The sequence below is a fragment of the Streptomyces sp. NEAU-174 genome (assembly GCF_052665095.1).
The window spans coordinates 33,224-44,893 of the sequence record NZ_JBQTCE010000026.1 but is presented as its reverse complement, the minus strand read 5'-3'; the positions used below and the strand labels follow the sequence as shown (position 1 = coordinate 44,893).

The following is an 11,670-nucleotide window of genomic DNA, read 5'->3' as shown; positions in this document are numbered from 1 at the left end:
CGGCCCCGCTCACTCCTGCCCCCGTACGATCCCCAGCGCCCCCGCCCCGCCGCGCAACGCCGCCGTCACCGTGCCGGCGGCGGCCCGCACCATCGGCCCCAGCACCGCCACGCTCTCCTCGTCCAGCGTGAACGTCAGCCCGATGATGCCGACCGCGCCGGCGACCCGGTCGCCCGGCCCCAGCACCGGGGCCGCGATGGCACGGACGTCCTGCTCCGCGTATTCGTCATCGACCGCGTAGCCCCGCTCGCGCACGGCGGGCAGCGCGGCGAGCACGGCCCCCGGGTCCCGCACCGTCCGTGCCGTACGGCCCGGGAGCTGCTCCGTGCCCAGAAGCTCCGCCGCCGCCGGCGACGGCAGGGCCGACAGCATCGCCCATCCCACCGCCGAGCAGTACAGCGGGACTTCGCCGCCCGCGGTCAGCGGCATGCGGTAGGTGGACGACGGCTCCGACTGCGTCACATGCACCGCCACGGCGCCGTCCCGTACCGAGAAGTGGGCCAAGTGGCCGGTGCGCAGCCGCAGGTCGTCCAGGACCGGGCGGGCAAGACGCAGCTCGCTGCTGGCGGCCAGCGCCGTGGCGGCGAGCCCGAGCAGGCGCGGCCCGGCCTGATAGGTGCCGCCGGGGCCCGGGACCGCGTACCCGGCCTCGGCGAAGGTGTGCAGCAGGCGGTGGACGGTCGGCTTCGGCAGTCCCGTGCGGGCGGCGAGGTCGGCCAGGCGGTGCGGGGCATCGGGCTGGACCAGCGCGTCCAGCACCGCGAGTGCCTTGTCCACGGGGCCCGTCGCGGCGGCGGGCGACTCCTCACGGCGGGAGGCGGAGGTATTGACCGGCTTCGGCATGTCGCCTAGCTTAACGCATCATCGTTCCGGCTCCCGGAACGGACGAACCGTTCAATGGAACATCCCGCGGAGGGCAGATCGTGACTCCTCCATCAATGTCGCGCCGCAAGGCCCTTCGGCTGGGCGGGCTCGCACTCCCCGCCATCGCCGCGCCGACAGCGCTCACCGGATGCGGAACGGCCGCGGGCGCGGGCGGCGACGGCGTCCTCCGGGTGGCGCAGCCGACCGACCCCACCACGCTCGATCCGCACAAGCAGGGCGACATGGTCTCCATGAACGTCCTGATCAACATCTTCGACACCCTCACCACCCGGGATGCCCGTGGCCGGCTCGCCGCCCGGCTCGCCACCTCCTGGGAGCCCCGCTCCAGGACCGTGTGGCGCTTCCGCCTCCGGAGAGGCGTGCGCTTCCACAACGGGGAGGAGTTCGACGCCGATGCGGTCAAGTTCTCCATCGAGCGGGTCCTCGACCCGAAGACGCGGTCGCCGATCGTCGAGCTGCGGTATGTGACCTCGGTCCGCGTGGTCGACCGCCACACCGTCGATGTGCACACCACACTGCACGACCCGATCCTGCCCGCGAAGCTGTCGCTCTTCGGCGGTGTGATCGTGCCGCCGAAGTACCTCGCCGATGTCGGCGACGCCGCCTTCGCCAAGCGGCCGGTCGGCACCGGGCCGTTCGTCTTCCAGTCCTTCCGGCGCGACCGCGAGCTGCGGCTGCGCGCCAACCGCCGCCACTTCCACGGCTCCCCCGGGGCCGACCGCCTCGTCTTCCGCGCGCTGCCCAACCCCGCCTCCGCGCTGGCCGCGTTGCAGAGCGACGAGGTCGACCTGGTCACCGGGCTCACCCCGGACGCCGCCCGGCAGCTGTCCGGCTACGCGGGCGTGGAGCTGGAGAGCCACCGGGGCGTGCGGACCGCGTACCTCAACCTCGACACCACCTCCGGACCGCTGCGTGACCGCCGCGTGCGCCAGGCGCTCAACCACGCCGTCGACGTGCCACTGCTCATCAAGGCCGTACTGGACGGCAAGGCGCGCGAGGTGCCCGCGATGCTGCCGCGCGGCGTCGTCGGTTTCGACGGGTCGGTCGAGCCTTTCCGGCGCTCCATACGCACCGCCCGGCGGCTGCTCGCCGAGGCCGGCCACCCGCACGGCCTCACCACCACGCTCACCGCGTCCAACGACGACGCCCAGGTCGCCGAGGCCATCTCGGGCCTGCTCGACCGCGCCGGCATCCGGGCCCGCGTCGACCTGCTCGACCCCGGCACCTTCTCCGCCCGCCTCACCTCCGACAACCGGCACGCGCTCGGCCCCGTCTACCTGGCCGCCTCCACCGCCTGGACGCTCGACGGCGCGTCCATGGTGCAGTCGAACGTGCGTCATGACCGCCGGCAGAGCCGGTGGGTGTCGAAGGAGGCCGACCGGCTCATCGACGCCGAGGAGCTGTCCATGGACCCCGAAGACCGGCAGCGCGCGTTCACCGCGCTCCAGCGCCTGATCAAGCGCGAGGCCCCGTTCGTACCGCTCTACCAGCAGGACATCATCCTCGCCCGGACCACCCGGGTGCGCTGGACACCGGTCGTCAACGGCTCACTGGCCATGGAGAGCGCGGAGGTGCGGGCATGACGGCCGCTTCCGTCCGGCCGACGGCCACCGTCCCGAAGCCGAGGTCCGGTCTCCTCCGCCATGTCCTGGTCCGCCTCGCCACCGCCGTCGGCGTGCTCTTCGCCGCCGCCACCCTTGCCTTCGTTCTGGTACGGCTCTCCGGCGACCCGGTCAAACAGCTGCTGCCCCCGGACGCCACCGCCGCCCAGGAGGCCACGCTGCGCTCCCAACTCGGCCTGGACCAGCCCCTGATCGCGCAGTACGGCGACTTCCTGTGGGGGCTGCTCCGGCTCGACCTCGGCGACTCTCTCGTCTACCACGAACCGGTCGGCCAGGTCATCGCCGACCGCGTCCCGGCCACCCTCGAACTCGCCGCCGGCGCCCTGGTGCTCAGCCTCGTCATCGCCATTCCGACCGGGATCTACGCCGCCACGCGCCGTGGCCGGGCCGGCGATACGGGCGTGATGACCGCGGTGCTGCTCGGCCAGTCCACCCCGCCGTTCTGGGTCGGCATCCTGCTGGTCCTGCTCTTCTCGGTGCGGCTCAAGGTGCTTCCGGCCTCCGGCTACGGCACCTTCGCGCATCTGGTGCTGCCCGCCGTCACACTGTCCGTCTACTCCATCGCGGTCATCGCCCGGCTGCTGCGCTCCTCGCTCATCGACGTCCTCGGCTCGGACCACATCCGCACCGCGAAGGCCAAGGGACTCGGCCCGGCCAAGGTGGTGCTCGCGCACGGGCTGCGCAACGCCTCGCTGCCGACCGTCACCGTGATCGGCCTGGAGTTCGGCGGGCTGCTCGGCGGGGCCATCCTCACCGAGCAGGTCTTCTCCTGGCCGGGCATCGGACGGCTGACCGTGGAGGCCATCTCGCACCGGGACTTCCCGCTGGTGCAGGCGGCCGTCCTGTTCTTCGCCGCCGCCTTCGTGCTCGTCAACCTGCTGGTCGACCTCTCCTACAGCCTCCTCGACCCGAGAGTGCGGGCCCAGTCATGACCGTCGTACGCAACCGGCTCGCCCTTGCCGCCCTCGGCGTCCTCGCGCTGCTGGTGATCGCCGCCGTCTTCTCGCCGCTGCTCGCCCCGGACGACCCGGCCGAGCAGCAGCTCCTCGCCCGGCTCACACCCCCGGCCTGGGAGGGCGGCGGCAGCCTCGCCCACCCGCTGGGCACCGACCAGCTCGGCCGCGATGTGCTGTCCCGGGTCATCTACGGCTCCCGGGTCTCGCTCCTCGTCGGCATCGGGGCGGCGCTGCTCGCGGGTGTGGTGGGGGCGGTGTGCGGGCTGTTCGCCGGCTTCCGCGGCGGATGGCCGGACCGGATCCTGATGCGCTTCGCCGACATCCAACTCGCCTTCCCCTCACTGCTGCTGGCGCTCGCCATCGTCGGCTTCCTCGGCTCCGGGCTGTGGAACGTCGTCCTGGTGCTCGGCTTCACCGGCTGGGTGGCGTACGCCCGTGTGGTCCGCTCCGAGGTGCTGTCGCTGCGCACCCGCGACTATGTGACCCAGGCCCGGGCGACCGGCGTCACGGACCTCACGATCATGCGCCGGCACCTGCTCCCCAACGTCCTGCCGCACCTGGCCACCATCGCCACCCTGCACATCGCGGCGGCCATCGTCGCCGAGGCCTCGCTCAGCTACCTCGGCCTCGGTGTGCCAAAGGAGACCGTCACCTGGGGCTCGATGCTCGCCGACGGCCAGCTCTATCTCGGCACCTCGTGGTGGGTCGCGGTCTTCCCCGGACTGGCGCTGATGCTCACCTCCCTGGCCATCAACATCCCCGGCGACGCACTGCGCGACGTCGCGGACCCGAAGGCATACCGCCGTTGACTTCCTCCTCCTCGTTAACGAGGGGGATTCCTACGGCTCGCGCCGTAGGGCTTCCTGCTTCGTCACCGACTGCCCCGTCCGGGAGGACTCCCGTTGAGGTCTTACACCGGCTCCACAGGCCGACACCGCCAGCCCGGCGGCCAGAAGGTTCTTCGCCGCGTTCACGTCCCGGTCGTGGGTCGTGCCGCAGTCGCACGTCCAGGTGCGGACGCCCAGCGGCAGCCTCCCTCGCAGGGTGCCGCATACGGAGCACAGCTTGGAGGAGGGGAACCAGCGGTCGACCGCGATCACTTCGCGGCCGTACCAGGCGGCCTTGTACTCCAGCATGCTGCGGAACTGCGACCATGCCGCGTCGGAGATCGCCCGGGACAGCTTGCCGTTGCTGAGCATGTTCCGGACGGTGAGGTCCTCGATCACGAGCGTTTGGTTCTCACGCACGAGTCGAGTGGTGAGCTTGTGCAGATGGTCACGGCGGCGGTCGGTGATGCGGGCGTAGACCTTGGCGACCTTGCGGCGCGCTTTGGCCCGGTTGGCGCCGTCGCCCCGGGCCTTGCGGGCGAGGTCGCGCTGGGCGCGGGCGAGGCGGGCGCGGTCGCGCCGCTCGTGCCTGGGATTGGTGATCTTCTCACCCGTGGAGAGGGTGAGCAGGTGGCCGAGCCCAGCATCGATACCGACCGCCGAACCGCCGGCGGGAAGCGGCTGGACGGCGGGGTCCTCGACGAGGAGAGAGACGAACCAGCGTCCGGCCGCGTCCTGGGAGACGGTCACCGTGGAGGGGAGGGCGCCTTCGGGCAGGGGCCGGGACCAGACGATGTCCAGCGGCTGGGCCATTTTCGCCAGCGTCAGTTTCCCGTCCCGGAAGCGGAAGGCGCTGGAGGTGTACTCGGCGGACTTGCGGGACTTCTTGCGCGACTTGAACCGCGGGTACTTCGACCGCTGGGCGAAGAACGCGGTGAACGCCGCCTGGAGGTGGCGCAGGGTCTGCTGGAGCGGAACCGAGGACACATCGTTGAGGAACGCCAGTTCCTCGGTCTTCTTCCACGCCGTCAGCATCGCCGATGTGGCGTTGTAGTTGATCCGCTCCTGACGCAACGTCCACGCCTCGGTCCGGGCCGCGAGCGCCATGTTGTAGACCTTCCGCACGCATCCGAACGTGCGCGATAGCTCAACTGCCTGCGCATCGGTCGGATAGAAGCGGTACCGATACGCCCGCTTCACATGAGTGGACATGACTCACAAACTAGCACATCGGCTCGTGACCGTATGACGGGTTGTCAGTGGCGGACACCGCATCGCCCCGACGGCGATTCGGCTCTCCCTGCCCTACTCCGCAGGAGTCCGGTCCCTCCCCCGCCTGAAGGCGGGGCCTTCCTCGGAGGTTCCCGATGACCACACCCGCTCCCGTGCTCGAGATCCGCGATCTGCACGTCGACTTCCGGCTCGCCACCGGCCCCGTGCACGCCGTGCGCGGTGTGAGCCTGGCGGCACACGCCGGAGAGACCCTGGCCGTCGTCGGCGAATCCGGCAGCGGCAAGTCGGCCACCATGCTCGCCGCGCTGCGGCTCAACCCCGAGCCGCCGTGTGTCTACCCCGGCGGCGAGATCCTCCTCGACGGCCGCGATCTGCTCGCGCTGCCGGAGAAGCGGTTGCGCGAGGTGCGCGGCAACGACGTCGCGATGGTCTTCCAGGACCCGATGACCAGCCTCGATCCGCTCCAGCGGGTCGGCAACCAGGTGGCCGAGGTGCTGCGCACGCACCGCGGGGCCTCGCGCGCCGGGGCCAAGGCGGAGGCGGTACGGGCGCTGGACGAGGTCGGTATCCCGGATCCGGAGCTGCGGGCGCGGCAGTACCCGCATGAGCTGTCCGGCGGGCTGCGTCAGCGCGTGATGATCGCGACGGCGCTGGTCGGCCGGCCACGGGTGCTCATCGCCGACGAGCCGACCACCGCCCTGGATGTCACCGTGCAGCGGCAGATCCTGGACCTCCTCGCCAAGCTGCGCGCCCGGCACGGCATGGCGGTGGTGCTGGTCACCCACGACCTGGGGGTGGTCGCGGAGACCGCCGACCGGGTCGTGGTGATGAACGCCGGCCGGGTCGTGGAGCACGGCACGGTCGCCGAGGTCTTCGAGACGCCACGGCAGCAATACACCCGCGACCTGCTGGCCGCCACCCCGCGACTGGAGCCGACATCATGACGACCACCAAAACGTCCCGGAGGACGAGACTGCTCGAACTCGACGGTCTGTCAAGGGAGTTCACCGGACCGGGCGCCACCCGCACCCTCGCCGTCGACAACGTCACGCTCACCGTCGAGGACGGCGAGACCCTCGCCCTCGTCGGCGAGTCCGGCTCCGGGAAGACGACCCTGACCCGGCTGCTGCTGGGCCTGCTGGACCCCACCGCCGGGACGGTCCGCTTCGACGGCCACGACCTCGCCGCACTGCCGCCCGCCGAGCTGCGCGCGCTACGGGCCGGGATGCAGGTCGTTCTCCAGGATCCGTACTCGAGCATGAACCCGCGCATGAGAGTCACCGATATCGTGGCCGAGCCGCTGGTCACCCATGACGCCACCTACCGCGGTCGGGGCGCCAGGGCGCGGCTGCGGGAGCGGGTCGGCGAGCTGCTGGAGTCGGTGGGACTGACGGCCGGGTTGCAGGACCGGTACCCGCACGAGTTCTCCGGCGGGCAGCGCCAGCGCATCTCCATCGCCCGTGCGCTGGCGTCCTCGCCGCGGCTCGTGGTGCTGGACGAGCCGACCAGCGCCCTCGACGTCTCCGTCCAGTCCCAGGTCCTCGACCTGCTGGCCGAGCTCCAGCGGCAGCACGGCCTGACCTACGTGTTCGTCTCGCACAACCTCGCCGTGGTCCAGCGGATCGCCGACCGGGTGGCGGTGCTGCGGCGCGGCAGGGTGGTCGAGTGCGGGGAGACCGCCGCCGTGCTGGGCGCGCCCCGGCACCCGTACACCCGCGAGCTGCTGGCCGCCGTGCCACGCCCCGACGCGTACCGGACCAGGGCCGGGAACAGGACGGGGACCGGGATCGGCGGCGGGACTACCGGTGGGTGAGGACCAGCCCCGCGCCGCCGAGCAGCGCCACGTCGTCCGGCCGGCCCGCCTCCCCCAGCACCACCCGCGGCGGGGCGGCCGTCGACCAGCCGCTGTCCCGCCGCAGCCGCTCCTCGACCCGGGCCCGGAACCCCTCCCCGCCCTCGACGGCCTCGCCGTGCAGCACGAACAGACCGGGCGCGAAGAGCTGCTGGATGTTGACCAGGCCGAGCGCGAGGTTGTCGGCGTACTCCTCGACCACCGGCCGGCCACCGTCCCCGCGCCGTACCAGCGCCTCGAGCGTCATTCCGGTGCCCAGTCCGCCCGCCTGTGCCCGCCGCCGCAGCCAGCGCGTCGTGGCCACGGTCTTCCAGCAGCCGCGCGCCCCGCAGGTGCACGGCTCGCCACCGGCCAGCACCGTCATATGGGCCCCGCTGCGGCCACCGTGCGGGGCCAGCAACTCACCGCCGAAGAACACCCCGACCCCCAGCACCTCGCCGGTGGACACCGAGGCGAAGGACCGAAGGCCCCGGCCCACGCCGAACCACCGGTCGCCCAGCACCTGGAGCCGGGCCCGGTGCTCGATGTACACCGGCACCCCCAGCGCCCGCCGCAGCACCTCCGCGACCGGATAGCCGCGCAGCGAAGGCACGTCGTTGACCTCGATGAACGTGCCCTGCTCCGGGTCCACCAGGCCGGCCGCGGCCACCCCGACCCCGGTCAGCTCACGCCCGTCGAAGCACTCCAGGGCGGCCTGCCGCACCGCCGCGTCCACTCCGGCCGGCTCCCGCGCCGCCGGGTCGAAACCGGCCGCGGTGCGCCGCAGCAGCTTTCCGGAAGTGTCGACCAGCGCCGCGCGCACCTGTCCCGGCACCACCTCCACCGCGCCCAGCAGCGGGCGTGCGGGGGCGACCGGGGGGTCGGGCACCAGGCGGAGCCGGGGGCGTCCGCCGTCGGGGGCGAGTGCGGCCATGCGCAGACTCTGCCACGCCATGAACCCAGGAGGTAGTACCACAGTGCTCCGGCTGACCGAACTCACCTGGCGGGAGGCCCGGGCCGCGGGCGCGGACGCCATCGCCCTGCTGCCCATCGGCTCGCAGGAACAGCACGCCGCCCATCTGCCGATGGGCACCGACACCCTGCTGGTCACGGCGGTGGTGGACCGGGCGGCCGAGCTGCTGGCGGGTGACGGGCCGCCGGTCGTACGCCTGCCCGCCCTGCCGTACGGGCACAGCCCGCACCACCTCTTCGCGGCCGCGGTGTCGCTGTCGGCGGGCACCCTGGCGGCGGTCCTCGGCGACATTCTGCGGTCCCTCACCGAGAGCGGCTTCCACCGCGTCATGGTCGTCAACGGCCACGGGGGCAATGACGAGATCATGCGCCTGGCGGTCAAGGAACACGCACTGCGTGCCGAGGGCGCGTTCGCGGCCTGCTCCTACTGGAGCCTCGGCGAGTCGCTGGAGAACCCCGGGCACGCCGGCCGCTACGAGACCTCCCTCATGCTCGCCGCCCACCCGGACCTGGTCCGTACGCCCATCGAGCCACACTCCCCCGCCGGGCCCCCGCCGCTCTTCAACGCCCCGCCGCACCCCGGCCTCACCGCCGAGCGGCACGGCGAGTGGGCACGGGTGGGCGGGATGACCGACGACCCGTCCACGGCTCGCCCCGACCCGGGCGAGCTGTCCGCCCGCGCCACCGAACTGGCCCGCGCGATCCGGGCGTTCGCCGAAGCAACCGCCCCCGGTGCCATCTGAGGAGCCTCGTACATGAAGGTCACACACGTCGACGTCTGGGTCGTGAACCTCCCCCTCTCCTCCCCGTTCACCAGCTCCTTCGAGACCAAGACCGGCGAGACCCGCACCGTGGTCCGGATCCGGACCGACGAGGGGGTGGACGGCTGGGGCGAGACGATGTGGGGGCAGCCGGTGGCCGCGCTCGTCCGCAAGCTCGCGCCCGATCTCATCGGCACCAGCCCGTTCGCCCTGGAGTCCTTCCACCGCAAGCAGCACATGGTGCCGTTCTTCCACGGCTACCTCGGCTACGCCGCCATCGCCGCCCTGGACGTGGCCTGCTGGGACGCCATGGGCAAGGCCACCGGCCACGCGCTCACCGATCTGCTCGGCGGGGCGGTACGCGACACCGTCCCGCTCACCGCGCTCGTCACCCGCGCAGACGGCGCCACCCCGGAAGCGCTCGCCGAGCACGCCACCCGGGTGGTGGCCGAGGGCGGTTTCCCGGCGGTCAAGCTCAAGGGCACCGGCGACGTGGACGGCGATGTCGCCAACCTCCGCGCGCTGCGGGCCGCGCTGCCGGACACCGAACTGCGTGTCGACCCCAACGCCGCCTGGTCGGTGCCGGACTCGGTACGCGCGGGCATCAAGCTGGAGGAGCTGGACCTGGAGTACCTGGAGGACCCGTGCCCCGGCATCGAGGGCATGAGCCAGGTGCGGACCAAGGTGCGCATACCGCTGTGCACGAACATGTGCGTCGTCCGCTTCGAGGACTTCGCTCCGGCGGTGCGGCTCGGCGCGGTGGACGTCGTCCACGGCGATGTCTACAAGTGGGGTGGCATCGCACCGACCAAGGCCCTCGCCGCCCACTGTGAGACCTTCGGCCTCGGCATGAATCTGCACAGCGGCGGCGAGCTCGGCATCGCCACCGCCGCCCATCTCGCCGTGGTCGCCAGCACTCCGCTGCTCGGCCGTGCCATCGACAGCATGTACTACCTGCACGCCGATGACATCGCCGACCCGATCCCGCTCATCGACGGCCGCCTCGCCGTCCCGCGGGGCCCGGGCCTGGGGGTGCGCGTCGACGAGGAGAAGCTGCGGCACTACTCGGCGGTGAACGAGCGGGAGGGCGATCTGACGGGATGACGTCTCCGCCCTGCCCGGCAGGCTCTGAGCTGCGGCAACTGCGCTCAAAAAACATCCCGCACAATGAGATACCAATAGGTCTCGCCGACCGTCGCCCCGGGCGAGACCCTCGACATCATCGGCGAGACCGGATCGGGCAAGTCGACGCTCGCACGGGCCGTGCTCGGCCTGGTACGCGCCTCGGCGGGGTCGGTCGTCATCGGCGGGGAGGACGTCAGCGCCTACGATCAGCGTCAATGGCGCGGTCTGCGCCGTCGCGGCGTGGTCCAGTACGTCTTCCAGGATCCGCTGTGCAGCCTCGACCCGGACCTCACCATCGAGACCTCCCTGGCCGAGCCGCTGCTGATCGGGGGCGTCCCGTTCGATGAGGCGGCGGCGCGCGTCCGCGCGTTCGTCCCCCGCGTCCGGCTCTGCGGATCCTCGAGGACCCCGGCTGCTCGTCAGCTCCGCGCCCACGCTGCGCGCCGCGCCCGCCGACCGGGCCGAACGCGAGGCACTTCGCGCACTGCTGCACGCCTGAATCCGACCACAGGGAGGAACCCCCATGTCCCGCACGCTCCACTTCGCGCTGCACCCGTACGGTGTCGGCGGCCGGGCCAGCACAGGCTGTGGAAGGACCCGCGCGTCCCGAAGAACGCGAGCATCGTCATCAACTACTACATCCGGCAGGCGCAGGCCGCCGAACACGCCCTCTTCGACGCCCTGTTCATCGTCGACAGCCAGTTCATCAACGCCACCTACCCGGCGCACTACTTCAACCGGCTGGAGCCGCTGACGCTGCTGTCGGCGATCGCCACCCACACCCGGTACGTCGGACTGGTCGGCACGGCGAGTTCGACGTACAACTCCCCCTTCAACCTGGCCCGGCGGTTCGCCTCCCTCGACCACATCAGCGGTGGCCGCGCCGGCTGGAACGTCGTGACCAGCTTCGACACGGGAGCCTCCCGGAACTTCGGGCTCGACTCGCCGAGAAGGGCGGCCGGACCGGCGCCGCCAAAATCATCGCCCGCGCCACGGCGGGGAAACTGACGCTGGCCGAGCCCGTCGGGAAGTTCCGGCGTTCGCCGTTCGTCGGTGCGCCGGAGACGGTCGCCGACACCATCGAGCGGTGGTTTTCCGCCGGCACCTTCGACGGCGTGCCCTCACCCACCCTCCTGGAAGGTCCCGCCATGACCGCCATCCTGTCCGTCTCCGGAAGCCCCTCCGCCACCTCCCGCACGGCGCGACTGCTGCGCCATCTCGACGACCGCCTCCGCCTCCAGGGCCACGACGTGACCGTACTCGACGTGCGCACCCTTCCCGCCGACGCACTTCTCGCCGCCGACTTCCGGTACCCGGCCATCGCTCACACCGCGGCCCGGTTCGAGCGCGCGGACGGCATAGTGATCGGCACTCCCGTATACAAGGGCCGCCTATTCGGGGCTGCTGAAAGCACTGCTCGACGTACTCCCGCAGTACGCCCTGACCGGTAAGACCGTA

At 72.0% G+C, this 11,670-nt stretch carries 10 protein-coding genes and 3 pseudogenes; 10 read left to right on the top strand and 3 right to left on the bottom strand.

The genetic code is table 11. The features are described from left to right. Nucleotides 1-9 precede the first annotated feature (9 nt). On the bottom strand, nt 10-843 hold the full coding sequence (locus ACT2CW_RS45380) for an IclR family transcriptional regulator (protein WP_445520791.1): 834 nt from the start codon (nt 841-843) through the stop codon (nt 10-12). Between the two features lie 95 nt (nt 844-938). Here ACT2CW_RS45380 and ACT2CW_RS45375 point away from each other — a divergent pair, with 95 nt between their 5' ends. From ACT2CW_RS45375 to ACT2CW_RS45365, 3 genes are read left to right on the top strand one after another with little or no spacing between them, the layout of a single operon-like run. Then, complete coding sequence (locus tag ACT2CW_RS45375; RefSeq protein WP_445520849.1) at nt 939-2,468, top strand: ABC transporter substrate-binding protein; 1,530 nt, start codon at nt 939-941, stop codon at nt 2,466-2,468. Then, nucleotides 2,465-3,439, top strand: coding sequence for an ABC transporter permease (locus ACT2CW_RS45370; RefSeq protein WP_445520790.1), 975 nt, complete (start codon nt 2,465-2,467; stop codon nt 3,437-3,439). Before ACT2CW_RS45375 ends, ACT2CW_RS45370 begins: the two co-directional genes overlap by 4 nt. Continuing rightward, the gene (locus ACT2CW_RS45365; protein WP_445520789.1) at nt 3,436-4,272 is read left to right on the top strand and encodes an ABC transporter permease; all 837 of its coding nucleotides are present in this window, start codon (nt 3,436-3,438) and stop codon (nt 4,270-4,272) included. Before ACT2CW_RS45370 ends, ACT2CW_RS45365 begins: the two co-directional genes overlap by 4 nt. A gap of 30 nt (nt 4,273-4,302) precedes the next feature. On the opposite strand, the gene ACT2CW_RS45360 is transcribed toward ACT2CW_RS45365, so the two are convergent. Continuing rightward, nucleotides 4,303-5,502: an RNA-guided endonuclease InsQ/TnpB family protein gene (locus tag ACT2CW_RS45360; protein ID WP_445520788.1), complete on the bottom strand. Its 1,200-nt coding sequence runs from the start codon at nt 5,500-5,502 to the stop codon at nt 4,303-4,305. A gap of 155 nt (nt 5,503-5,657) precedes the next feature. On the opposite strand from ACT2CW_RS45360, the gene ACT2CW_RS45355 reads away from it, so the two are divergent. Continuing rightward, on the top strand, nt 5,658-6,467 hold the full coding sequence (locus ACT2CW_RS45355; RefSeq protein WP_445520787.1) for an ATP-binding cassette domain-containing protein: 810 nt from the start codon (nt 5,658-5,660) through the stop codon (nt 6,465-6,467). Continuing rightward, entirely contained in the window at nt 6,464-7,336 is an 873-nt protein-coding gene (locus ACT2CW_RS45350) for an ATP-binding cassette domain-containing protein (RefSeq protein WP_445520786.1), read from the top strand. Before ACT2CW_RS45355 ends, ACT2CW_RS45350 begins: the two co-directional genes overlap by 4 nt. On the opposite strand, the gene ACT2CW_RS45345 is transcribed toward ACT2CW_RS45350, so the two are convergent. Beyond that, nucleotides 7,323-8,288: an ROK family protein gene (locus ACT2CW_RS45345; protein WP_445520785.1), complete on the bottom strand. Its 966-nt coding sequence runs from the start codon at nt 8,286-8,288 to the stop codon at nt 7,323-7,325. The genes ACT2CW_RS45350 and ACT2CW_RS45345 overlap by 14 nt on opposite strands. A 19-nt stretch (nt 8,289-8,307) precedes the next feature. Here ACT2CW_RS45345 and ACT2CW_RS45340 point away from each other — a divergent pair, with 19 nt between their 5' ends. The 5 genes and pseudogenes from ACT2CW_RS45340 to ACT2CW_RS45320 all read left to right on the top strand — a co-directional run. Beyond that, complete coding sequence (locus ACT2CW_RS45340) at nt 8,308-9,069, top strand: creatininase family protein (RefSeq protein ID WP_445520784.1); 762 nt, start codon at nt 8,308-8,310, stop codon at nt 9,067-9,069. A 12-nt stretch (nt 9,070-9,081) separates the two neighbouring features. Then, a complete protein-coding gene (locus ACT2CW_RS45335; RefSeq protein WP_445520783.1) occupies nt 9,082-10,191 on the top strand; it encodes a mandelate racemase/muconate lactonizing enzyme family protein in 1,110 nt (369 codons plus the stop codon). Nucleotides 10,192-10,269: 78 nt separating this feature from the next. Continuing rightward, nucleotides 10,270-10,605, top strand: a pseudogene (locus ACT2CW_RS45330) (ATP-binding cassette domain-containing protein); the annotation flags it as partial. 130 nt (nt 10,606-10,735) lie between these two features. Beyond that, nucleotides 10,736-11,154: pseudogene (locus tag ACT2CW_RS45325) on the top strand (LLM class flavin-dependent oxidoreductase); the annotation flags it as partial. 206 nt (nt 11,155-11,360) lie between these two features. After that, nucleotides 11,361-11,670: pseudogene (locus tag ACT2CW_RS45320) on the top strand (NAD(P)H-dependent oxidoreductase); the annotation flags it as partial.

Excerpts from the sequence above, each read along its gene's own strand:
- ACT2CW_RS45335 (WP_445520783.1), top strand. The coding sequence starts at position 9,082 with ATGAAGGTCACACACGTCGACGTCTGGGTCGTGAACCTCCCCCTCTCC.
- ACT2CW_RS45350 (WP_445520786.1), top strand. The coding sequence starts at position 6,464 with ATGACGACCACCAAAACGTCCCGGAGGACGAGACTGCTCGAACTCGAC.
- ACT2CW_RS45345 (WP_445520785.1), bottom strand. The coding sequence starts at position 8,288 with ATGGCCGCACTCGCCCCCGACGGCGGACGCCCCCGGCTCCGCCTGGTG.
- ACT2CW_RS45370 (WP_445520790.1), top strand. The coding sequence starts at position 2,465 with ATGACGGCCGCTTCCGTCCGGCCGACGGCCACCGTCCCGAAGCCGAGG.
- ACT2CW_RS45380 (WP_445520791.1), bottom strand. The coding sequence starts at position 843 with ATGCCGAAGCCGGTCAATACCTCCGCCTCCCGCCGTGAGGAGTCGCCC.
- ACT2CW_RS45340 (WP_445520784.1), top strand. The coding sequence starts at position 8,308 with ATGAACCCAGGAGGTAGTACCACAGTGCTCCGGCTGACCGAACTCACC.
- ACT2CW_RS45375 (WP_445520849.1), top strand. The coding sequence starts at position 939 with ATGTCGCGCCGCAAGGCCCTTCGGCTGGGCGGGCTCGCACTCCCCGCC.
- ACT2CW_RS45365 (WP_445520789.1), top strand. The coding sequence starts at position 3,436 with ATGACCGTCGTACGCAACCGGCTCGCCCTTGCCGCCCTCGGCGTCCTC.
- ACT2CW_RS45355 (WP_445520787.1), top strand. The coding sequence starts at position 5,658 with ATGACCACACCCGCTCCCGTGCTCGAGATCCGCGATCTGCACGTCGAC.
- ACT2CW_RS45360 (WP_445520788.1), bottom strand. The coding sequence starts at position 5,502 with ATGTCCACTCATGTGAAGCGGGCGTATCGGTACCGCTTCTATCCGACC.